Raw genomic sequence first — 21017 nt, 5'->3', positions numbered from 1 at the left:
ACTTCCCGCACTGGGTGACGGGCTCATGCCAGTCCCGGTTCCGCTCCGCCGGGAAAACTCACCTGCGCGGCCCCCGCACCGACGCCTACCGTGGCCCGGTGCTGCAGCGAATCGAGACGTTCTACGACGCCGTCCCCCGTTCCTCCGCCCGCGCCGAGGCGCACGGGCCCCTGACCCTCTTCGTGCAGGAGGGGAAGGGCTGGCCCTACTACGCCCGCCCCACACTCGGCCACACCGGCGACGTGCCGGTCGACGCCGTCGAGGCCGTACGGGCCCGGCAGCGGGAGCTGGGGGTCCCCGAGGCGTTCGAGTGGGTCGCGGAGACGACGCCGGGCCTGCGCGCGGCCGTGGAGGCGAGCGGACTCACGGTCCACGAGCACCCGCTGATGGTCCTGGAGGGCGAGGGGATCGCCGTACCGGCCCCCGAGGGAATCACCGTACGGATGGTCGACGCCGGCGACAGTGCCCTGGAGGCCGCCGTCGCCGCCCCGTACGCGGCCTTCGGCATGGCGCCGGAGCCCGGCACCGCCGAGCGCGTCGGCGAGCGGATCACCGCCGGGCGGACCCGGCTCGCGGCGGCCCTCGACAGCTCCGGCGAGGCCCTCGCAGCCGGGCAGCACCAGCCCGTCGGGCCCGTCACCGAGGTCGTCGGCGTCGGCACCGTCCCGGCGGCCCGCCGCCGCGGCCTCGGGCTCGCGGTGACGGCGGCGCTCGTCGCGGACGCCCGCGCCCGGGGCGCGGAGTTGGTCTTCCTGTCGGCGTCGGACGAGGACGTGGCCCGGCTCTACGGCCGGCTCGGCTTCCGCACGGTCGCCACCGCCCTCATCGCGGAGGCGTAGAGCGGAGGGCTGGAGCGAGGCCTGGAGCGAGGCCCGAAAAGTTTCTCGGGAAAAGCTCTCCCGTCGTGTCACATCCTCAGCGCGCGTTCCGTCAATGCACTGAAAGCGACGAACGAACGCCCGAACGAACGACCGACGAGAGACGCCGAGGAGCGATCACCATGGCGACGCACCAGCCCAAGGCCCGCATGACCAACCCCGCCTACGTCCTGCCCGACGCCGGTCCGGCGATCATGAACCTGGTGAAGGCCGCCAAGCAGGGCGGGGTTCCGGAGTCGACCCTGGAGCTCGTGCACCTGCGGGCCAGCCAGATCAACAGCTGCGGCTTCTGCGTCGACATCGGCGCGAAGAACGCCAGGAAGGCCGGGGTGAGCGACGAGAAGCTGTTCGCCGTCGCCGCCTGGCGCGAGGCCCCGTACTTCACCGACGAGGAGCGCGCGGCCCTCGCGCTCGCCGAGGCCGCGACCCGGCTGGCCGACGTCTCGGACGCGGTGCCGGACGCGATCTGGGACGCCGCCGCCGATCACTTCGACGAGAAGCAGCTCGCGTCGATCGTCCTGATGGTCGGGATAACGAACCTCTTCAACCGGCTCAACGTCACCGTCCGGCAGCCGGCCGGCGTGGGCTTCTGACGGTACGGGCGGCCTCTCGCACCATCCATACGTCCACCGGGTCCTCGGCCTCGACCGCGAATCCCGCCCTCTCGTAGAGACCGCGGGCCGCGCTCCCCTGGAGGACCTGGAGGCGTACGGGTGTCCCCGCCTCGTCCGCCCGGTCGAGCAGCTCGCGCAGCACCGTGGTCCCGAGGCCCCGCCCCTGCACCGCGGGGTCCAGGTAGAAGTGCTCCAGGTAGAGCCCTTCGCCGTCCCCGGCGGGGCGCATCGTGACGCAGCCCGCGAGGGCGCCGTCCAGCTCGATGACCGAGGTGTGCGCGGGCGAGAAGCCGTCCCGCAGCCGCTGCCGCACCCGGTGCTCGTCGTAGCGGCCGAGCCGCACCAGGTCCTCGCGCATGACCTCGGCCCGCAGGTCGGCTATCACCTCGACGTCCTCCGCCCTGCCCGGGCGCAGCGACCAGTCGGTTTCCCCGTACGCGAAATCCATGCACGCATCCTAGGGAGCCCGCCGCGGCCGGCCGGGGCGGGCCGGCGGGGCCTACGGGGCCGACCTGGCCTGCGGGGGCCGGTCGTAACCGGATCCGACCCGTCCGCGTTGGAGCGGGCATGAAGAGGATCCTCACCGCAGCCGCCCTGTCCGCCTTCGCCGCCGCGGGTCTCGCGGGCGCCACCGCCGGGACCGCCGCCGCCGACACCGGCGGCATGAACCTGCCCTCGGTCGTCCCGCTCAGCGGCGTCCTGGCCCCCAAGGCGAAGCCGGCCGGCACCCCCGACCTGCCGCCGGCCAACGCGGCCGTGGAGCGCCTGCTCCCCGGGCGCTGACCCCGTACGACGGAATGACGAAGGTGGCGGGACCCCCCACGGGCCCGCCACCTTCGCGTTTCGGATGACTCAGGAACGTACGGGCGCCGTCAGTCGGCGACCACCAGCGACGGGGTCTCCTTCGTCAGGATCTCGCCGCGGAAGAACGCCGGGCTCCTGCGCTGCATGACCAGCATGATCACCACGCCGAGGAGCAGCAGCCCCACGCCGATCACGAAGACCGAGCCGACGCCGAAGACCGCGGAGCCGGAGCCGTAGGCCGGGTCCCACATGTCGTACAGGGTCTTGCCGAAGACCGCCGTCAGCATCAGTCCGCCGAGCAGCGGCATCAGGCCCTTGTAGGCGAAGTCGCGACCCGAGCGGAAGAGCTCGCCGCGGAAGTACCAGACGCAGGCGAAGGCCGTCAGGGCGTAGTAGAAGCAGATCATCAGGCCGAGCGCGTAGATCGTGTCGACCAGGACGTTCTCGCTGACGAGGGTCATCACGGTGTAGAAGACGCCGGTGGCGACGCCGGCCACGATCGTGGCCTTGCCGGGGGTCTTGAACACCGGGTGGACCTTGGTGAAGGACTTCGGCAGCGCCTCGTACGTGGACATGGCGAGCACCGTGCGGGCGACCGGGATGAAGGTCGTCTGGAGGCTCGCGGCGGCCGAGGCGAGGACCGCGACGAAGAGCAGGATGCCGAGGGTCGGGCCCATGACGGGGCCGGCGAGTGCGGCGAAGACGTTGTCCGAGGTCTCCGGGTTCGACAGGCCGAGGCCCTCCTCGCCGGAGCCGACGGCCATCTGCGCGGCGATGCCGGTGGCGAGGTACGAGCCGACGAGCACGACCATCGCGATGAGCGCGGCGCGGCCGGGGGTCTTGGCGCTGCCGGTGGTCTCCTCGTTGGTCGCCATGCAGGCGTCCCAGCCCCAGTACATGAAGATCGAGAGCGAGAGGCCGGCGGTGAAGGCCGCGAAGGACTGGACCGCGAAGGGGTTCATCCAGGACCAGGAGAAGTCGACCGAGGTCTCGAACTCGCCGGCCTTCGACAGCGCCATCGCCACGAAGACGACGAGGACGACGAGCTGGAGGCCGACGAGGGCGTACTGGATGCCCTTGGTGGCGGTCATGCCGCGGTAGCTGATCGCGGTGGCGACGGCGATGAGCGTGAGGCAGGTGATGATGTGGACGGCCTTGTTGTCGTCCAGGGCGGCGATCGACTCGCTGCCGGTGATCTCACCCGCGAGGAGCCAGAAGTAGGAGGTCGCGACGCCGGCGAGGTTGGAGAGCACGATGATCGTCGCGATGACGAGGCCCCAGCCGCACATCCAGCCGATCTTGGGGCCGAAGGCCTTCACGGTCCACGTGAAGGAGGTGCCGCAGTCGGGCATGACCTTGTTGAGCTCCCGGTACGCGAAGGCGACGAGGAGCATCGGGAGGAAGCCGGCGAGGAAGATCGCGGGCATCTGCAGGCCGACCTCGCCGGCCGTGGAGCCGAGTGTCGAGGTCAGGCAGTAGACGGGGGCGACGGTCGAGATGCCGATGACGGCACTGCCGAGCAGGCCGACGGAGTTGCCTCCGAGGCCCTTGGTTCGTACGGCCTGAGTGCCGCCCGGGGCGTCGACGCCCCTTACCGTGTCTCCGGCCTGGGGCCGTGCATCCACCTGAGTCATGAACAGGACGTTAAATGCTGCGGTTTCCATATCCGGAAGATCTGAGTCCGCTCACCTGATCGATCACCCGCCTTGCATTGGGCGGGTCGAAGCGGACCCACGCCAATGATTGAAAGATCGACCACCGACACGGACCGACCAACTGGTAGGTCGGTCGATCCGTGTCCGATATGCGGGAACCGCAGCGGTACCCCAAATGTCCGTTTCTAAAATTTCCCGAGGAAATTTCGGCGGCCTGGGCGGCGGCCTGCCCGGGGGCGCCGCCCGCCCTGTCCCGGCCGCTGTCTCAGCCCGGCCAGACCACCGCCTGCAGCTCGCTGTAGGCGTGCAGCGCATACGAGCCGACGTCCCGTCCGACCCCGCTCCGCTTGAATCCGCCGAACGGCGCCTCCATGTTCCGTCCGATCGTGTTCACGCCCACCCCGCCGGCCCGCAGCCGGGCCGCGACCCGGAAGGCGCGGGCCACGTCGCCCGACCACACGTAGTCGATCAGCCCGTAGTCGCTGTCGTTGGCGAGCGCGATCCCCTGCTCCTCGTCGTCGAAGGGGACGACCACGACGACCGGACCGAAGATCTCCTCCCGGACCACCCGCATCTCGTTGGTGCAGTCGGCGAGCAGGGTCGGGGCCACGTAGAAGCCCTTCGCGAGGTCCGGGCGCTCGCCGCCCGCGACGACCCGCGCCCCTTCCTTCCGCCCCAGCTCGACGTACGACTCCACCCGGTCGCGGTGGGCCGCCGAGATCACCGGGCCGACCACCGTGCCCGGCGCGGCCGGGTCCCCCACCTTCATGAAGGCCAGGAAGCCGGTCAGCTTCTCGATCAGCTGCTCGTATATCCCGCGCTGCGCGAGCACCCGGGTCGGCGCCGTGCAGATCTGCCCGCTGTAGAAGGCGAAGGTCGTCCCGATGCCCATGACCGCGGAATCCAGGTCCGCGTCGTCGAAGACGAGCGCGGCCCCCTTCCCGCCCAGCTCCATCAGCTGCCGCTTGAGCGCACGCCCGCAGACCTCGCCGATCGCCTGGCCGACTGCCGTGGAACCGGTGAAGGAGACCATGTCGACCTCCGGGGAGTCCACGGCCGCCTCGCCGACCGCCTGCGCGGAGCCGGTGACGACGTTCACGACCCCCGCCGGGACCCCCGCCTCCGCCAGGGCCCGGGTCATCGCGTACACCGAGAGCGGGTCCTGCGGGGCGGGCTTCACGAGGACCGTGTTGCCCATCGCGAGGGCCGGCGCGATCTTCCCCGCCGGGTTGGCCCAGGGGTTGTTGTAGGAGGTGATGCAGGTGACCACACCGACCGGGCGGCGCACCGCGACCGCCCCGAACACCCCGGCCTTCCCCATCGGCCCGGCCTCGTTGATCTGTGGTGGCAGCGCCTGTTCGACCGGTTCCATCGCGCCCCGGGCGTACCGCCGGAAGCGGGAGGAGCCGACCGCGACCTGCATGCCGCGCGCGGTGCCGGTGGTGGCGCCCGTCTCGGCCCGCGCGAGCAGGACGTTCTCCTCGGCGTCCCGGGCCATCAGGTCCGCCGCCCGGTCCAGGATCGCCGCCCGCTCCTCCGGCTTCGTCCGCGACCAGGAGTCGAAGGCCTCGCGGGCCGCGGCGGCCGCCTCGTACACCTGGGCGCGGGAGGCCTCCGGCGCGTAGCCGACGACCTCCTCCGTGGCGGGGTCGACGACGGGGTAGTGACCGCCGTCGGGCTCGACCCACTCGCCGCCGATGAAGAGCTTCTCGGTCCTCACGCTCTCGCTGCTCACCTGGTGCTCACCGTCCTCGTGTCACGGCCGGAGCGCAGGACCCTGCCGGGGATCGCGCCGGTCACCTCGTCGTCCCGTACGGTCTCCACGCCGTTGACCCGGACCGAGACGATCCCGATCGCCCGTGAGTCGAGCCGCGGGCTGTCCCCCGGCAAGTCGTGCACGAGGGTCGCAGGGCCCGCCTCGATCCGCTCCGGGTCGAAGAGGACCAGGTCGGCGTGGAAGCCCTCCTCGATCCGGCCGCGCTCACGCAGCCCGAAGAGCCGGGCCGGGTCGTCGGTCAGCATCTTCACCGCGCGCTCCAGCGGCACCAGCTTCCGGCCCCGCAGGCAGTCGCCGAGGAAGCGGGTCGTGTACGGCGCCCCGCACATCCGGTCCAGGTGTGCTCCGGCGTCCGAGCCGCCGAGCATCACGTCCTCGTGGTCCCAGGTCTCGCGGCGCAGCGCCCAGGAGGCCGGGTCGTTGTCGGTGGGCATCGGCCACAGCACGGTCCGCAGGTCGTCGTTGGCGCAGATCTCGACGAGGCACTGGAAGGGGTCCTGGCCGCGCTCGGCGGCGATGTCCTTCACGACCCGGCCGGTCAGGCCCTCGTTCTCGGCGCTGTACGTGTCCCCTATGACGTACCGGCCGAAGTGCGCGAGCCGCCGGAAGACCCCGGCCTCCTTGGAGTCGGCACGCCGCAGCATCTCCGCCCGCACGTCGGGGTCGCGGAGCTTCGCGATCCGCTCGGGTAGGGGGAGGGCGAGGATCTCGCCCCAGCCGGGGATGAGGTTGAGCGCGCAGAACGTGCCGAGCGACATGTTCATCGGGGTGAGGATCGGCATCGTGAGGGCGACGATCCGGCCGCCGGACTTGCGGGCCCGCTCGGAGGCGGTGAGCTGGCGCGGGACGCGTTCGGGGACGGCGGCGTCGATGGTGAGGACGTTCCAGTTGAGCGGACGGCCGGCAGCGGCCGTCATCTCGACGAAGAGGTCGATCTCCGCGTCGGAGAACTGGTCGAGGCAGCCCGCGAGGATCGCCTCGATCTGCGTGCCCTCGTGCTCCCCGACCGCCTTCGACAGGGCGATCAGCTCGGCGGGGCCGGCGTGCCGGGAGGCGACGGGGGCGCCGTCGCCGTCGGAGTGGGTTGCGGACTGGGTGGTGGAGAGCCCCCAGGCCCCGGCCTCCATGGCCTCCTTGAGGAGGCCGACCATCCGCGCGAGCTGCTCGTCCGTGGGCTGTCCGCCGACCGCGTCGGGGCCCATCACGTACCGGCGCAGGGCGCAGTGGCCGACCATGAAGCCGGCGTTGACGGCGATGCGTCCTTCGAGGGCGTCGAGGTATTCGGCGAAGGAGGACCAGGTCCAGTCGACGCCCTCCTCGAGTGCGGCGAGGGCCATGCCTTCGACCTTGGACATCATGCGGCGCGTGTAGTCGGCGTCCTCGGGCCGGTCCGGGTGGAGCGGGGCGAGGGTGAAGCCGCAGTTGCCGCCGGCGACGGTGGTGACGCCGTGATTCATGGAGGGGGTGGCGTACGGGTCCCAGAAGAGCTGGGCGTCGTAGTGGGTGTGGGGGTCGACGAAGCCGGGGGTGAGGACGAGGCCGGTGGCGTCCTCGGTGGTCCGGGCCTCCTCGCGGACGGTCCCGGGTTCGGCGACGACGGCGATGCGGCCGTCGCGTATCCCGACGTCGGCGGTGATGGCGGGGGCGCCGGTGCCGTCCACGACGGTGGCACCGGTGATCAGGTGGTCGAGCATGGACGGAACCTTCCTGTTCTGCGCGTGGACGCGGGGCGGCTGCTGCGCGTGGACGCGGGTCTCGTACCGGCGCGTCGACGCGGGCGTACCCCGATCGCGGCTGCCTCCGGACACGGCTTGCCTCCGGACGCGGCTGCCTCCGGATTGCGGCTTGCCCCCGGACGCGGCTTGCCCCGGCCGCGGGCCGCCGCGGTCGGGGCGTGCGGGCGGCGGTCCGGGAAGACGCCGCCCACGCGTGGGCTGACCCGCCTGCCGCCTACTGGCCCGCTGCCTGGCGGAAGCGGGTGGTGCGGTGGACCGGGTCCGTGTCGATCTTCGGGATCACGTGCTCCCCGATCAGCTTGATCGAGTTCATCGTGTCCTCGTACGAGATCCCGATCGGGATGCCGAAGGAGAGCTGGTCCGCCCCCGACTGCTCCCAGCGCTTGCACTGGGCGAGGACCTCCGAGGGGTCTCCGCAGATCATCAGCTCCTCCTGGATGAGGAGTTCGATGATCTCGGCCGAGTACTCGGGGAGCAGCTCGGGCCACTCGGGGATGCCCTCGGGCCGGGGGAAGGTGTCGTGGTAGCGGAAGAGCAGCGACTGGAGGTAGTTGAGGCCGCCGGAGACGGCGATCTCGACGGCCTTGTCGTGGGTCTCCGCGCAGATCGCCGTCGAGGTCACCATGACGTTGTCGTTGACGAAGTCGCCGACCGCCTTGGCCTCCTTGATCGCGGTCTTGTAGGACTCGACGACCCACTCCATGTCGGAGACCTTCTGCACGCTGAAGCCGAGGACGCCGAGGCCCTTCTTGGCGGCCATGGCGTACGAGGAGGGGGACCCGGCCGCGTACCACATGGCGGGGTGGGAGGCCCCGTACGGCTTGGGCAGGATCTTGCGGGGCGGCAGCGACCAGTGCTTGCCCTGGAAGCCGACGTACTCCTCCTGGAGCCACATCTTGGGGAACTCGGCGATCGTCTCCTCCCAGATCTCCTTCGTGTGGTTCATGTCGGTGATGCCCGGCATGAACCCGAGGATCTCGTGGGAGCCCGCTCCGCGCCCGGAGCCGAACTCGAAGCGTCCGCCGGAGAGGTGGTCGAGCATGGCGACCTTCTCGGCCACCTTCACCGGGTGGTTGACGGGGGCGAGGGGGTTGAAGATGCCGGAGCCGAGGTGGATGCGCTCGGTGGCGTGGGCGAGGTAGCCCAGGTAGACGTCGTTGGCGGAGATGTGCGAGTACTCGTCCAGGAAGTGGTGCTCGGAGGCCCAGGCGTACTTGAAACCGGACTTGTCCGCCTGGATGACGTACTCGGTCTCCTCCATGAGGGCCTTGTGCTCGGCTTCGGGATCGGTCTCGGCGCGCTTGCCGACGTATCCCTGTACGAAGATCCCGAATTCCAAGGGGGTTCACCGTCCTCGTGAGTTTCTGACGAGCCGTCAGATTCGTGATGTGCCCGACTGTCGCACCGAGCGGCAGGTGCGTCAATACCTGACGAGACGTCAGAGAATGCTGACGCCCGCCAGCCAGCCGCCGTCGATGACGAACGGCTGGCCCGTGATGTACGCCGAGTCCTCCCCCGTCAGGAAGAGCGCGAGGGCGGCGACCTCGTCCGGCCGACCGATCCGCCCGAGCGGCACGAGCTTCCGGTACAGCCCGGCCGTGGAGGCCGGGTCGACGCCCTCCGGGTTGCTCATCGGGGTGTCGATCGCCCCGGGGCAGACCGCGTTCACCCGGATGTTCCGCGCGGCCAGTTCGAGCGCCGCGACCCTGGTGAGTCCGAGGACGGCGTGCTTGCTCGCCGCGTAGGCACCGACGCCGGCCATGCCGGTGAGCCCCGTGTACGAGGCGGTGTTGACGATCGTCCCACCGCCGGCCGCCGCGATCTCGGGCGCGACCGTCCGGATGCCCAGGAAGCAGCCGGTCTGGTTGACCGAGACGATCGCCTGGAACTCCTCCAGGGGAGTGGAGAGCAGCTCGTTGAAGCGGAGGATCCCGGCGTTGTTGACGAGCCCGTCGATCTTCCCGAACCGCTCCTTGGCGAGGGCGACGGCGGCGGTCCAGTCCTCCTCCCGCGTCACGTCCAGGTGGACGTAGACCGCCCGCCCCTCCCCCAGGCCCTCCGTCAGCTCCTTGGCCAGCGCCTCGCCGGCGTCGTCGAGGACGTCCGCGAGGACGACCCGCGCCCCCTCGGCGGCGAAGAGCCGCGCCTCCTGCTCGCCCTGCCCGCGCGCCGCGCCGGTGACGAGGACGACCCGTCCGTCGAGCTTGCCCATGCCTGCCACGCTCCTCAGTTCAGGTGGGGGGCGACCTCCGTGCCGAAGGCCGCGATCTGGTCGGTGAGTTCGGTACGGCTCCGGGAGCGGAACCGGACCTGGATCTGGTGCACGCCCATGTCCCCGTACGCGCGCAGGGAGGCGGCGAGTGCCTCGGGGGAGCCGCTCAGGGTGCGGCGGCCGACGTCCCAGCCCGGGGCTCCGACGTACAGCGCCTCGGTGATGGCGCCGACGGTGATCGGCGCGGCGATCCCGGCCTCGGCGCGCAGGCGCAGGAGCCGCTGGATCCGGTCGGCGAGCTTCTCGCGCGGGTCGCCCTGCGGCAGCCAGCCGTCCCCCTTGAGCGCGGCCCGGCGCAGGGCGGCCGGCGAGGAACCGCCCACCCAGAGGGGGACCCGCTCCTGGGCGGGCCGGGGCAGCTGTCCGAGGTCCTTGAAGGCGAAGCGCTCGCCCAGGTGCTCGGGGTACTCCTCGGGGCCGAGGGCCGCCCGCAGCGCGTCGACGGTCTCGTCGAGGACGGCGCCGCGCCGCTCGAAGTCGACCCCCAGCACCTCGAACTCCTCCTGCACGTGCCCGGCGCCGACCCCGAGGACCAGCCGGCCGCCGGAGAGGTGGTCGAGGGTCGCGTACGCCTTGGCGGTGACGAGCGGATGCCGCAGGCCGACGACGGCGACGTGCGAGAGGAGCCGGACGCGCTCGGTGGCGGCGGCGAGGAAGGAGAGCGTGGCGACCGGGTCGTACCAGACGGTGCTCATCGGACCGGCGAGGCGGCGCGGGATGGCGACGTGATCGCAGCTCGCGAGGTAGTCGAAGCCGTGCTCCTCGGCGGCCCGGGCGACGGCGAGGAGATCGGCCGGGCCGGCGGCCGCCTCCCAGGCCTCGGCGTAGAGGGTGGACTGCGACTGGACGGGCAGCTGCATGCCGTAGACGACCATGAGAACCCCTTAACTGACGCTCAGTCAGATTCCGAAGAGACTCATCGTCGCGGGCGGAGGGCCGAGGGGCAAGGGGTCGGGCGGAGCGCGTGGGCGATGCCGACGGGCGTGCGCTTCGAAGGAACCCGAGGCGTCATAACAATCCGACTGTTAAAGTCGTCGCATGAGTGAGACCACGCAGCCGGGGCCCGGCGAGGGCCCGACCCGCCCCGTGTCCGTCTCCCTGCACGCGGGGACGATCGCCGCGCTCAAGGAGCGCACCGGCAAGCGTGGCATGTCCGCGTACATCGAGGCGCTCATCCAGCGCCAACTGGAGCGGGAGCGGCTGCGCGAGCTGATCGAGGACGCCGAGGCGGAGTTCGGCCCGGCCGATGCCGCCGCCGTCGAGGCGAAGCGCGCGCTGCTCCGTGGCGAGGCCGCACCCCGGGCGGATGCCGCGTGAGCGGGACGCTCGTCCTGGACTGCGAAGGCCTGTCACTGCTCGTACGACGTTCCGCGGACCTCCTCGAATGGCTCGTCGCGGCCGAGGCCGAGGACATCCGGGTCGTGACCAGCTCCGTCACCCTTGTCGAGGCCCGCGACGCCCGAGTCCCGCAGGCGCGCTTCGACTACGCCGTATCCCGCGTGAACGTGATCCCACCGAGCGAGACCATCGCCCGCAAGGCCTGCAAGCTCTTGGCGGGCGCCGGGCTGCACGGCCACAAGTACGCCCTCGACGCACTCGTGGCCGCGACCGCACTGTCCGCTCCGGCACCGGTGACGGTCCTGACCTCGGACCCGGAGGACCTGGCCGCGCTGTGCGGTCCGGGTGTCCGCGTGGTCAAGGTCTGAGCGGACCGGCACTCCGCTACGGCCGCCAGAGACCCTCCGGCGACAGCCCCAGCAGGTCGATCGCGTTGCCTCGCACGATCCGCTCGACGACGTCCGGGGCCAGGTGGCCCATCTGGGACTCGCCCACCTCCCGCGACTTGGGCCAGGTCGAGTCGGAGTGCGGGTAGTCCGTCTCGTACAGGACGTTCCCGACGCCGATCGCGTCGAGGTTCCGCAGCCCGAAGGCGTCGTCGAAGAAGCAGCCGAAGACATGGCCGGCGAAGAGCTCGGACGGCGGGCGCAGCACCTTCTCGGCGACCCCGCCCCAGCCGCGGTTCTCCTCCCAGACGACGTCGGCGCGCTCCAGGATGTACGGGATCCAGCCGATCTGCCCCTCCGCGTACATGATCTTGAGGTTCGGGAAGCGCTCGAACTTGCCGCTCATCAGCCAGTCGACCATCGAGAAGCAGCAGTTCGCGAAGGTGATGGTGGAGCCGACGGCCGGCGGGGCGTCGGCGGAGGTGGACGGCATCCGGCTGGAGGAGCCGATGTGCATGGCGATGACCGTGCCGGTCTCGTCGCAGGCGCGGAAGAAGGGGTCCCAGTGGTCCGTGTGGACGGAGGGGAGCCCGAGGTGGGGCGGGATCTCCGAGAAGGCGACGGCCCGGACCCCGCGCGCGGCGTTGCGGCGGACCTCGGCGGCGGCGAGCTCGGGGTCCCAGAGCGGGATGAGGGTGAGCGGGACGAGTCGGCCGTGGGCCTCGGGGCCGCACCACTCCTCGACCATCCAGTCGTTGTAGGCGCGGACGCAGAGCAGGCCGAGCTCGCGGTCGCCCGCCTCCGTGAAGGTCTGCCCGCAGAAGCGCGGGAAGGTGGGGAAGCAGAGCGCGGACTGGACGTGGTTGACGTCCATGTCGGCGAGGCGGTCGGGGACGGAGTGGGAGCCGGGCCGCATCTGCTCGTACGTGATGACTTCGAGCCGTATCTCGTCCCTGTCGTAGCCGACGGCGGTGTCGAGGCGGGTGAGGGGCCGGTGCAGGTCCTCGTAGACCCACCAGTCGCCGATGGGTCCGTCGTCGCCCTTGGCCCCCATGACCGGCGCGAACTTGCCGCCGAGGAAGGTCATCTCCTTGAGGGGGGCGCGGACGATCCGGGGTCCGGTGTCGTGGAAGCGGGACGGGAGCCGGTCCCGCCAGACGTGCGGGGGCTCCACGGTGTGGTCGTCGACCGAGATGATCCTCGGGAAGGTCTCGGGCGCTGTCTCCGTGCTCTCCATGCTCTCCATGGCTTTTACGGTAGCGTCGATCTGACGACCCGTCAGCTATCGTGTCGCACAACGGTCCGGCAACGGCGCGGTACCAGGCCCGCTCCAGCCCCCGCTCTCGGCCGACCCGATGCTGACGGACTCCCTCCGGACAAGGCAGACTGTCCTGGGCGAAACCAGCGGTAGGCAGGGGGAGCTATGGGCCGTGAAGACGGGCCGCGAGTTCCGGTGCAGCGGGCTCCGAAGGCGAGCGCGGGTGCCGACGCGGGCGCGGGCACGGGTTCCGAGGAAAGAGCGCATACGGGTACGAGTACGGGTGCGACCCCGGGTACGGGACCCGAAGCGGGCGCCCGCACGGAGGGCGCGACCGGTGGCGAGCTGCGGTTCGGCGTGCTCGGGCCCGTGCGTGCCTGGCGCGGTGGCGAGGCGCTTCCCACCGGGTCACCCCAGCAGCGTGCCCTGCTCGCCGCCCTGCTCCTGCGCGGCGGGCGCACCGCCACCGCCTCCGAGCTGATCGACGCGCTCTGGGGCGAGGAACCGCCCTCGCAGGCCCTCGCGGCGGTACGGACGTACGCCTCCCGGCTCCGCAAGGCCCTCGACCCGAAGGTCCTCGTCAGCGAGTCCGGCGGCTACGCCCTGCGCACCAAGGCCCTGGACCTCCTCACCGCACAGGAACTGGCCGCCGGGGCCGAGAAGCTGCGGGCGTCCGGGGACCGGGCGGGCGCGCGGGCGCGGCTCGCGGAGGCCCTCGCACTGTGGGACGGCGAGGTGCTCGCCTCCGTACCCGGCCCGTACGCCGAGACGCAGCGGACCAGGCTGGAGGAATGGCGGCTCACGCTCCTGGAGACCCGCCTGGACATCGACCTGGAGGTCGGCGCGCACGCGGAGGCCGTCTCCGCGCTGACCGCCGCGCACCCGCTGCGCGAGCGGCTCCGCGAGCTGCTGATGCTCGCCCTCTACCGGGGCGGCCGGCAGGCGGAGGCGCTCGCCGTGTACGCGGACACGCGCCGGCTCCTCGCCGACGAGCTCGGCGTCGACCCGACCCCCGAACTCTCCCGGCTCCAGCAGCGCATCCTCCAGGGTGACGCCGAACTCGCCCGCCCGGTCGAGGAGGCGGCCCCCGCCGCCGCACCGCCGGCCCGCCCGGCACAACTCCCGGCCACCGTGCCCGACTTCACGGGCCGCACCTCCTTCGTGCGGGAGCTGGGGGCCCGGCTCGCGACCGCCGAGGGCCATGTCATGGCCGTCTCGGCGCTGGCGGGCATCGGCGGCGTCGGCAAGACGACCCTCGCGGTGCACGTGGCCCACGAGGCCCGGCCGCACTTCCCGGACGGCCAGCTCTACGTGGACCTCCAGGGCGCGGGGAACCGCGCCGCGGCCCCGGAGACCGTCCTCGGCTCCTTCCTGCGCGCGCTCGGCACACCGGATTCGGCCATCCCCGACTCCCTCGACGACCGCGCCGCGCTCTACCGCTCGACGCTCGACGGCCGCCGGGTCCTGGTGCTCCTGGACAACGCCCGCGACGCGGCGCAGATCCGGCCGCTCCTGCCCGGCACGGCCGGCTGCGCGGCCCTGGTGACCAGCCGGATCCGGATGGTCGACCTGGCGGGTGCGCACCTGGTGGACCTGGACGTGATGTCCCCGGAGGAGGCGCTCCAGCTCTTCACGCGGATCGTCGGCGCGGAGCGCGTCCAGTCCGAGCGGGAAGCCGCCCTCGACGTGGTCGCGGCCTGCGGCTTCCTCCCCCTCGCGATCCGCATCGCGGCCTCCCGCCTGGCGGCCCGCCGCACCTGGACGGTCTCGGTCCTCGCGGCGAAGCTGGCGGACGAGCGGCGGCGCCTCGACGAGCTCCAGGCGGGCGACCTCGCGGTCAAGGCGACCTTCGAACTCGGCTACGGCCAGCTCGAACCGGCCCAGGCCCGCGCCTTCCGCCTCCTGGGCCTGGCCGACGGCCCGGACATCTCCCTCGCGGCCGCCGCGGCCGTCCTGGACCTCCCCCTCTGGGACACCGAGGACCTCCTGGAGGCCCTGGTCGACACGTCCCTCCTGGAATCGGCGGCTCCCGGCCGCTACCGCTACCACGACCTGGTCCGCCTCTACGCGCGTGCGTGCGCGGACCGCGACGAACAGCCGCCGACGGAGAAGGAGGCGGCGCTCTCGCGCCTCCTGGACTTCTACCTGTCGACGGCGGCGCGGGTCTACGCGATCGAGCGCCCCGGGGACCGTCTGGTGGACCACCTGGAGCCGACGGCCTACGAGGGCCTGACCTTCACGGACCGCCACGAGGCCCAGGACTGGCTCTACGCCGAGGCCAACTGCCTCCTGGCCACGGTCCGCCAGTCGGCCGCCTCCCCGGCGACCCTCCGCCGTGCGGTGGACCTCCTGTGGGCGTCCCTGGACCTCGCGGAGTCGGGCGCGAACTCGAAGGAGTACGAGGCGGTCGCGACGGTCCTGCGGGGGGCGGCGGGCACGGCGGGGGACGTCCGGGCGGAGGGCCGGGCGGCGCTGACGCTGGCGTACGTCCACCATCACCAGGGCCGCTTCGACCAGGCCGACCGCGAGGCGGAGGAGGTCGTCGGCATGGCCCGCTCCGTGGGGGACCCGCTCCCCACGTGCTGGGCTTCGAACGCCCGGGGCGCCATCGCGCTCTACCAGAAGCGCTACGCGGACGGAGACGAGCACCTCACTCTTGCCGTCGACGAGTTCCGCAGGGCCGGGGACCGGGCCGGCGAGGCGGCGGCCCTCTGCAACATCTCCCGTATCCGGCTCGCGACAGGGCGCCAGGAGGATGCCGTACGCATGGCCCAGCAAGGCGTGGCCATGTACGACGAGATGGGCCACGCGCTGCGGGGAGCGAACGGTCGGTACGCCCTCGGCCTCGCCCTCACCGAGAGCGGCAACCTGACGGCGGCGGGCGAACGGCTCCGGGAGGCCCTCGCCGTGTTCGTGGACTGCCGCCAGAGGCTGTGGGAGGGCATGAGCCTCTTCCGCATCGCGGAGGTCGACATCGCTGCCCGGCGGTACGGGGCGGCTGCCGCCTGCGCGGAGAAGGCCCTGACCGTGCTCCGGGGCATCGGGGGCGACTGGCGGAGGGGGCAGGTCCTCACGGTGCTCGGACGAGCGCTCGCAGGCATCGGGCAGTCCGGCCGCGCACAGGTGTGCTGGCAGGAGGCGCTGGACATCTACGAGGAGTTGAACGTACCGGAGGCGTTCGAGGTCAGGGCTCTGCTGACCCCCCGCGCGGCCGCCTGATCACCAGCCTCCGATCGGGCGTTCATCATTCGTTTATCACCCTTCGGCAGAATTCTTCTCATCGATCCGTCGCGTCGGGGGGCAGACGGTTCGCCGGTGAGGTCATCACCCGCACGCACTAGGGTGAACGGCCCGGAGGAGCCCGACCGGCCGTCCACGGGGGAACAGCCGGACGGGCTCCGCACACCAGCACGCCAAGCCATCCACCAGGAGGGGACCACCATGGGTGACACCAACGCCACGGACCCGATCGTCAAGCCGCAGGACCTGCACGCCACGGGCACGGGTGAGCAGATCACCACCAAGGACCTGCACGCCACGTCCGAGCCCGCCAACGCGATCGCGGACAAGGTTCTCCACCCGGAGCAGGACCCCGCCATCGTGACCAAGGACCTGCACGCCACGTCAGAGCCGTTCAAGCCGGCCAAGTAGACCATTCCCGACGGGGAAAGCCCGCGGCGGCGACTTCGGGGGAGCCGCCGGGGCCAGGGAGGTCCGGTCGACGGGGGAGCACACGGACTCGGGGGACACCCGACGGGACCAGGGGGATTCCGTCCGGGCAGGGCCCGTGCGCAACGCGATCGGACCACCGCACAAGGAGGGGCCGGGCATCTGCCCGGCCCCTCCGACGTGCGTGCAGGGGGTGCGCCGGGGGTCAACAGGACGAGCGGGCGCCCGCCGGGAAGCGGGCCACCAGGCGCGCCCCGTGGTCCGAGTCCTCGATCGTCAGTGTGCCCCTGTGGTGGGTGGCGATGTCGCGGGCGATGGGGAGGCCCAGGCCCGCGCCGCCCGAGGTGCGGGTGCGGGAGGCGTCGAGGCGGGTGAAGCGGTCGAAGACGCGGGATCGATCGGCGGGCGGGATGCCCGGGCCGTCGTCCGACACGGTGAGCCACGTCCAGGTGCCGTCGTCCTCCACCGTGACGTCGACCCGCGTCTCCGCGTGGCGGCAGGCGTTCGCCAGGAGGTTGCGGAGGAGCCGTTCCAGGCGGGTCGGGTTGCCGTGGGCGAGGGTCGGCGCCGCCGGGATCCGGCACGTGAGACGAAGGCCCGTCGCATCCGGCAGGTGCTCGTGTTCGCGGACCAGGTCCTCGGCCAGCGCCGCCAGGTCGACCGGTTCGCCCGCCGGCGCGGTCGCCCGGTGGCTGGCGAGGAGCAGCAGGTCGTCGGTGAGGGCCTGGAGGCGTACGACGTCGGCCGCCGCGCCCGCCACCACCTCCGGCCAGTCGGTGACCGAGTCCGGGTGCCGCAGGGCCGTCTCCAGCTGGGCGCGCAACGCCGCGAGCGGGCTGCGGAGTTCGTGGGCGGCGTCCGCGACGAACTGGTGCTGGCGGGCGGAGGCCTGTTCGAGGCGGTCGAGGGTGTCGTTGGTGGTCTCCGCGAGGCGCCCGATCACGTCGTCCGTGGGCGGTACGGGGACCCGGCGGTCGAGGGACTGGCCGGTGATGTCGGCGAGTTCACGGCGGATCGCCTCGACGGGGCGCAGGGCCCGCGCGGCGGTGACGTGGACGAGGAGGCCGGTGAGGAGGGCGACGAGCGGCACCCCGATGATCAGCGTGACCCAGTACGTGTTCGTCCACGGCTCCTGGTGCTCCGGCTGCGCCCGTCGCAGGACCTCGATGGTCACCGCGAACAGCCCGCCGGTCGTCGCCGCCGCCACCAGGACCGTACGGTCGCGGTACGGCAGCCGGCCCGCACCGCCGCCGAGCGCCGCCGCCGCGGCGGCCGCCGTGAGCAGTCCCGTCGAGGGGCCGATGAACATCAGCCCCCAGCGGTACGCCTCCTCCGCGACCAGCCACGGTTTGATCGGGTTCTCCCGGACGAGCCACTGGGTGTACGTGGCGAGGAGGGCTCCCGAGGCGAGGAGGGCGGCCGCCGCCGCCCGCAGGCGTGCCGCCGGCGCGTGCCCCCGGCCCGCGAGCCAGCCGACGGCGCCGACGCCCACCGCGCCGAGGAGGCAGCCGGGCCAGGCCAGGAACGCGATCTGCGGGCCGACCCGGTCGGTGGCGATCATCTCGGGGATCGCCGTCGGGATCGGCCCGACCGCCCGGTCCCGCGCCTCCAGCCAGATCACCGCCGCCGCCACGACCAGCGTCGCGGCGAGTCCCGACGCCCACACCGGCCGGTACCGGCGGCGGCGCGGGGTCGTCGCGGTCGGCGCGGTCCGGCCCGGACGTTCCCGCCGTTCAGCCACGACCGCCCCCCACCACGCGGTACCCCGCCCCCCGCACCGTCTCGATCGTCGTCCGCCCGAAGGGCGCGTCGATCTTCCGGCGCACGGCGCTGATGTAGACGTGCACGATGTTCGGGTCGCCCGTGAAGTCCGCCGACCAGACCTCGTCGAGGATGTCGAGCGTCGGGACGACCTCGTCCGGGCGCGTCAGCAGGCACTGCAGCACCCCGAACTCCTTCGGCGTGAGCGCGATGTCGGCCGCGCCCCGGCCGCAGGTCCGGCGGGCCTGGTCGAGCCAGAGGTCGCCGCACTCCAGGCGGGTGCGCGTGCGGGCGCCGCCGCGGCGGAGGAGGGCGCGGAGGCGGGCCTCCAGGACGACGTACGAGAAGGGCTTGGCCAGGTAGTCGTCGGCGCCCGTGTCGAGGCCCTCGGCCTCGTCGTACTCGCCGTTCTTGGCCGTCAGCATCATCACCGGCACGTCGTTGGACTCGGCGCGCAGCCGGGAGCAGACCTGGTAGCCGTTGAGGCCGGGCAGCATGATGTCGAGGAGGACCGCCGCATAGCGGTGCTCCCGGGCCATGTGGAGCCCGGTGACGCCGTCGTGGGCGACGTCGACCGTGTACCCGACGGCCGAGAGGCCGCGCCGCAGCGAGGCGGCGATCCTCTCCTCGTCCTCGATCACCAGTACGCGCATGGGACCGAGTATCGCCGGGCCGCAGCAGCCGGGGCTGAGTAAATCCTCAGGCTTCTTCAGGACCACCTCAGGGGCGCTCGCCGAGGCTCCCCCTCATGGCCTTGATCATGAAGCCCGCGGCCGGGCGCCGGCCCCTGACACCGCCGCCCACCGCCTCCCGCTCCGTCCCCGCGCTCCTCGGCGCCGTCTTCTTCGCCCTCTTCAGCGTGTTCGCGCTGCGCGAGCACACCCGCTTCCGGACCACGGGATACGACCTCGGGATCTTCGGGCAGGCCGTGCGCGCCTACGCGGAGGGGCGGGCGCCCGCCTCCGAGATCCGGGCCGCGACCGCCCCGCCGGGTTTCGCCGCCGACGCGTATCCGCTCCTCGGCGACCACTTCCACCCGGTCCTGGCCCTCCTCGCGCCGCTCTACCGGCTCGCCCCGCACGTCGGCACGCTGCTCGTCGCGCAGGCCGCGCTCGTCGCGCTCGCCGTGTACGTCCTCGCCCGCACCGCCCAACAGCACCTCCCCGGGAGGAAGTTCGCCGCGCTCGCGATCGGATCGGCGTGCGGGCTCGGCTGGGGGGTGCAGCAGCTCGTCGGCTTCGACTTCCACGAGGTCGCCTTCGCCGTGCCCCTGCTCGCCCTCGCCTGCCGCGCCTATCTGGACGGGCGGACCCGCGCCGCCGCGTGCTGGGCCGCCGCCCTGCTGCTCGTGAAGGAGGACCTGGGCGCGACCACCGCCGTCTTCGGGCTGCTGCTCGCCCGGCAGGACCGCCGCACCGGGCTCGCCCTCGCCGCCGGCTCCGCGCTCGGCACGGTCCTGATCGTGTACGGGGTGGTCCCGGCCCTCGCGCCGGACGGGCGGTATCTGTACGCGGGCCAGGTCACCGGTGCGTACGGGCTCCTCGACGGCTGGCACGTGAAGGTGCTGACCGTCCTGCTGCTGCTCGCCGTGACCGGCGGGCTCGTCGTGCGCAGCCCGCTCGCCCTGCTGCTCCTGCCGACGCTGGCCTGGCGGTTCACCTCGGCCAATCCGGCGCACTGGGAGCCGGGCCTGCACTATTCGGCGGTCCTCGTGCCGATCGCGCTCGCCGCACTGGTCGACGCGCTGCGCCGGGGCGTACGGCTGCCGCTGTCCGTGCCGGTGGCCGTGGCGCTCCTGCTGCTGCCCACGCAGCCGTTGGCGTCCCTGGCCACGCCGGGCTTCTGGCGGACGAGCCCGCGGGAGGTGGCCGCGCGGGAGGCGCTGGCCCTCGTGCCCGCCGGGGCCCGGGTCGCGGCGAGCAACAGCCTGGCCCCGCACCTGACCGACCGGGCGACCGTGCACCTGGTCGCGGACGGGGTGCTCGGCCGGAGCCCCGCCGTGGAGTGGCTGGTGGCGGACCGGACGGATGCCTGGCCCGCCGGGGCGGTCGGGCGCGTGCTGCGGCAGGCCGCCGACGACGGCGAGTGGCGGGTCGTACGCGACGAGGCCGGGATCGTCGTTCTCGCGCGTGAGCGGGGTCAGACGCGCTGAACCCGCACGTGCAGCGGACACAGCTTGGTCATGTCGTCCTCGTCGGAGGTGAACACCGTCACGAGCCCCCTCTGCCGCCCCGCGATCACCGCGAGCGCGGCGTCGATCGCGTACTTGTGTCCATGAAGACCGGCGTTCTTCAGAACGCTGATCGCCGAGTCCGCGATCTCCTCCGTGACGGGTTCGACAATGATCCGGGAGAGGAGCCATCTCCAGGCCGGGTGGGGGACCTTGGAGTGGTAGGCCTCGATCATCGTCATGGAGCTGGTCACCACGCGAACGCCGACGCCACGCGCATCCTTGAGACGAGCCTTCATCACGGGGTCGCCGAGCACCGTCCTGGAAAGCCCCTCGCTGTCCAGGACGTAACAGATCTCGGTCATGCGGCGTCCGCCCGACGCTCCTCCGGGACGTCGGACTCCGCGCGCTCACGCGCCACTCGTTCCTCGTGCCAGCGGATGATCTCCTGCCGCTCGGCCTCGGCGGCCGCCAGGTCCTCCTTGGTGACGGGGCCGAATTCGCTCTCCATCCAGTCCACCAGCTCCCCCAGCCGGTCCTGCTCCCGCTGGCGCTGTATGGCCTGCGTGACATACGCGCTGAAGCCGCCCTGCCCCACCTCGCGGCGGATCTCCTCGGCGAGTTCCTCGGGCAGCGTCACGGTGTACTTCTTCGTTGCCATACCTGTCACCATACCACCGCGCAAGTGATCCACCTCAC

The 21017-nt window shown here is 72.3% G+C and carries 20 protein-coding genes; 8 read left to right on the top strand and 12 right to left on the bottom strand.

What is annotated here, in order from left to right:
- Positions 1 to 98 precede the first annotated feature (98 nt).
- Both IE124_RS13110 and IE124_RS13105 read left to right on the top strand, forming a co-directional pair.
- The gene (locus IE124_RS13110; protein ID WP_306432398.1) at positions 99 to 839 is read left to right on the top strand and encodes a GNAT family N-acetyltransferase; all 741 of its coding nucleotides are present in this window, start codon (positions 99 to 101) and stop codon (positions 837 to 839) included.
- A gap of 161 nt (positions 840 to 1000) precedes the next feature.
- The gene (locus IE124_RS13105) at positions 1001 to 1471 is read left to right on the top strand and encodes a carboxymuconolactone decarboxylase family protein (protein WP_189507901.1); all 471 of its coding nucleotides are present in this window, start codon (positions 1001 to 1003) and stop codon (positions 1469 to 1471) included.
- On the opposite strand, the gene IE124_RS13100 is transcribed toward IE124_RS13105, so the two are convergent.
- Positions 1437 to 1940: a GNAT family N-acetyltransferase gene (locus IE124_RS13100; RefSeq protein ID WP_189507900.1), complete on the bottom strand. Its 504-nt coding sequence runs from the start codon at positions 1938 to 1940 to the stop codon at positions 1437 to 1439. The genes IE124_RS13105 and IE124_RS13100 overlap by 35 nt on opposite strands.
- Positions 1941 to 2059: 119 nt before the next feature.
- Here IE124_RS13100 and IE124_RS13095 point away from each other — a divergent pair, with 119 nt between their 5' ends.
- Positions 2060 to 2275, top strand: a complete 216-nt coding sequence (locus tag IE124_RS13095) for a hypothetical protein (protein ID WP_189507899.1) — start codon at positions 2060 to 2062, stop codon at positions 2273 to 2275.
- An 89-nt stretch (positions 2276 to 2364) separates the two neighbouring features.
- Here the strand turns inward: IE124_RS13095 and IE124_RS13090 are convergent, their stop codons facing one another.
- From IE124_RS13090 to IE124_RS13065, 6 genes are all read right to left on the bottom strand, one after another.
- Positions 2365 to 3930, bottom strand: coding sequence for an APC family permease (locus IE124_RS13090; protein WP_189507898.1), 1566 nt, complete (start codon positions 3928 to 3930; stop codon positions 2365 to 2367).
- Positions 3931 to 4216: 286 nt separating this feature from the next.
- Complete coding sequence (locus IE124_RS13085; RefSeq protein WP_189508132.1) at positions 4217 to 5671, bottom strand: aldehyde dehydrogenase family protein; 1455 nt, start codon at positions 5669 to 5671, stop codon at positions 4217 to 4219.
- An 11-nt stretch (positions 5672 to 5682) separates the two neighbouring features.
- Complete coding sequence (locus IE124_RS13080; protein WP_189508131.1) at positions 5683 to 7422, bottom strand: N-acyl-D-amino-acid deacylase family protein; 1740 nt, start codon at positions 7420 to 7422, stop codon at positions 5683 to 5685.
- Between the two features lie 256 nt (positions 7423 to 7678).
- On the bottom strand, positions 7679 to 8803 hold the full coding sequence (locus tag IE124_RS13075) for an LLM class flavin-dependent oxidoreductase (RefSeq protein ID WP_189507897.1): 1125 nt from the start codon (positions 8801 to 8803) through the stop codon (positions 7679 to 7681).
- Between the two features lie 99 nt (positions 8804 to 8902).
- Positions 8903 to 9676, bottom strand: a complete 774-nt coding sequence (locus IE124_RS13070) for an SDR family NAD(P)-dependent oxidoreductase (protein ID WP_189507896.1) — start codon at positions 9674 to 9676, stop codon at positions 8903 to 8905.
- 14 nt (positions 9677 to 9690) lie between these two features.
- Positions 9691 to 10611 carry an LLM class F420-dependent oxidoreductase gene (locus IE124_RS13065; protein WP_189507895.1) on the bottom strand — a complete coding sequence of 307 codons (921 nt, stop codon included), beginning with the start codon at positions 10609 to 10611 and terminating at the stop codon, positions 9691 to 9693.
- 163 nt (positions 10612 to 10774) lie between these two features.
- On the opposite strand from IE124_RS13065, the gene IE124_RS13060 reads away from it, so the two are divergent.
- Both IE124_RS13060 and IE124_RS13055 read left to right on the top strand, forming a co-directional pair.
- Complete coding sequence (locus IE124_RS13060; RefSeq protein ID WP_189507894.1) at positions 10775 to 11053, top strand: hypothetical protein; 279 nt, start codon at positions 10775 to 10777, stop codon at positions 11051 to 11053.
- A complete protein-coding gene (locus IE124_RS13055) occupies positions 11050 to 11442 on the top strand; it encodes a type II toxin-antitoxin system VapC family toxin (protein ID WP_189507893.1) in 393 nt (130 codons plus the stop codon). Before IE124_RS13060 ends, IE124_RS13055 begins: the two co-directional genes overlap by 4 nt.
- A gap of 16 nt (positions 11443 to 11458) precedes the next feature.
- On the opposite strand, the gene IE124_RS13050 is transcribed toward IE124_RS13055, so the two are convergent.
- Positions 11459 to 12706 carry an amidohydrolase family protein gene (locus IE124_RS13050; protein WP_189507892.1) on the bottom strand — a complete coding sequence of 416 codons (1248 nt, stop codon included), beginning with the start codon at positions 12704 to 12706 and terminating at the stop codon, positions 11459 to 11461.
- A gap of 177 nt (positions 12707 to 12883) precedes the next feature.
- Here IE124_RS13050 and afsR point away from each other — a divergent pair, with 177 nt between their 5' ends.
- Together afsR and IE124_RS13040 are read left to right on the top strand one after the other, a co-directional pair.
- The gene (gene afsR / locus IE124_RS13045; RefSeq protein ID WP_189507891.1) at positions 12884 to 15937 is read left to right on the top strand and encodes an SARP-family global regulator AfsR; all 3054 of its coding nucleotides are present in this window, start codon (positions 12884 to 12886) and stop codon (positions 15935 to 15937) included.
- A gap of 222 nt (positions 15938 to 16159) precedes the next feature.
- Positions 16160 to 16369 (top strand): hypothetical protein, encoded by a 210-nt coding sequence (locus IE124_RS13040; protein WP_189507890.1) that lies wholly within the window; start codon positions 16160 to 16162, stop codon positions 16367 to 16369.
- 223 nt (positions 16370 to 16592) lie between these two features.
- Here IE124_RS13040 and IE124_RS13035 read toward each other — a convergent pair whose 3' ends face one another.
- Together IE124_RS13035 and IE124_RS13030 are read right to left on the bottom strand one after the other, a co-directional pair.
- Positions 16593 to 18128 carry an ATP-binding protein gene (locus tag IE124_RS13035; RefSeq protein ID WP_189507889.1) on the bottom strand — a complete coding sequence of 512 codons (1536 nt, stop codon included), beginning with the start codon at positions 18126 to 18128 and terminating at the stop codon, positions 16593 to 16595.
- A complete protein-coding gene (locus tag IE124_RS13030) occupies positions 18121 to 18801 on the bottom strand; it encodes a response regulator transcription factor (protein ID WP_189507888.1) in 681 nt (226 codons plus the stop codon). The genes IE124_RS13035 and IE124_RS13030 overlap by 8 nt, the downstream gene beginning before the upstream one ends.
- A gap of 95 nt (positions 18802 to 18896) precedes the next feature.
- Here IE124_RS13030 and IE124_RS13025 point away from each other — a divergent pair, with 95 nt between their 5' ends.
- The gene (locus IE124_RS13025) at positions 18897 to 20300 is read left to right on the top strand and encodes a DUF2079 domain-containing protein (protein ID WP_189507887.1); all 1404 of its coding nucleotides are present in this window, start codon (positions 18897 to 18899) and stop codon (positions 20298 to 20300) included.
- Here IE124_RS13025 and IE124_RS13020 read toward each other — a convergent pair.
- On the bottom strand, positions 20288 to 20683 hold the full coding sequence (locus IE124_RS13020) for a hypothetical protein (protein WP_189507886.1): 396 nt from the start codon (positions 20681 to 20683) through the stop codon (positions 20288 to 20290). The genes IE124_RS13025 and IE124_RS13020 overlap by 13 nt on opposite strands.
- Positions 20680 to 20979: a hypothetical protein gene (locus IE124_RS13015; protein WP_189507885.1), complete on the bottom strand. Its 300-nt coding sequence runs from the start codon at positions 20977 to 20979 to the stop codon at positions 20680 to 20682. Before IE124_RS13015 ends, IE124_RS13020 begins: the two co-directional genes overlap by 4 nt.
- Positions 20980 to 21017: the final 38 nt, after the last annotated feature.

The sequence above is a fragment of the Streptomyces narbonensis genome (assembly GCF_014649015.1).
Taxonomy (GTDB): Bacteria; Actinomycetota; Actinomycetes; order Streptomycetales; family Streptomycetaceae; genus Streptomyces; species Streptomyces narbonensis.
This window is presented reverse-complemented; position numbering and strand designations above follow the sequence as displayed.

Coding starts and splice junctions, on each gene's coding strand:
- IE124_RS13050 (WP_189507892.1), bottom strand. CDS start 12,706: ATGGAGAGCATGGAGAGCACGGAGACAGCGCCCGAGACCTTCCCGAGG.
- IE124_RS13030 (WP_189507888.1), bottom strand. CDS start 18,801: ATGCGCGTACTGGTGATCGAGGACGAGGAGAGGATCGCCGCCTCGCTG.
- IE124_RS13040 (WP_189507890.1), top strand. CDS start 16,160: ATGGGTGACACCAACGCCACGGACCCGATCGTCAAGCCGCAGGACCTG.
- IE124_RS13060 (WP_189507894.1), top strand. CDS start 10,775: ATGAGTGAGACCACGCAGCCGGGGCCCGGCGAGGGCCCGACCCGCCCC.
- IE124_RS13080 (WP_189508131.1), bottom strand. CDS start 7,422: ATGCTCGACCACCTGATCACCGGTGCCACCGTCGTGGACGGCACCGGC.
- IE124_RS13015 (WP_189507885.1), bottom strand. CDS start 20,979: ATGGCAACGAAGAAGTACACCGTGACGCTGCCCGAGGAACTCGCCGAG.
- IE124_RS13105 (WP_189507901.1), top strand. CDS start 1,001: ATGGCGACGCACCAGCCCAAGGCCCGCATGACCAACCCCGCCTACGTC.
- IE124_RS13100 (WP_189507900.1), bottom strand. CDS start 1,940: ATGGATTTCGCGTACGGGGAAACCGACTGGTCGCTGCGCCCGGGCAGG.
- IE124_RS13095 (WP_189507899.1), top strand. CDS start 2,060: ATGAAGAGGATCCTCACCGCAGCCGCCCTGTCCGCCTTCGCCGCCGCG.
- IE124_RS13020 (WP_189507886.1), bottom strand. CDS start 20,683: ATGACCGAGATCTGTTACGTCCTGGACAGCGAGGGGCTTTCCAGGACG.
- IE124_RS13025 (WP_189507887.1), top strand. CDS start 18,897: ATGGCCTTGATCATGAAGCCCGCGGCCGGGCGCCGGCCCCTGACACCG.
- afsR (WP_189507891.1), top strand. CDS start 12,884: ATGGGCCGTGAAGACGGGCCGCGAGTTCCGGTGCAGCGGGCTCCGAAG.
- IE124_RS13090 (WP_189507898.1), bottom strand. CDS start 3,930: ATGACTCAGGTGGATGCACGGCCCCAGGCCGGAGACACGGTAAGGGGC.
- IE124_RS13065 (WP_189507895.1), bottom strand. CDS start 10,611: ATGGTCGTCTACGGCATGCAGCTGCCCGTCCAGTCGCAGTCCACCCTC.
- IE124_RS13070 (WP_189507896.1), bottom strand. CDS start 9,676: ATGGGCAAGCTCGACGGACGGGTCGTCCTCGTCACCGGCGCGGCGCGC.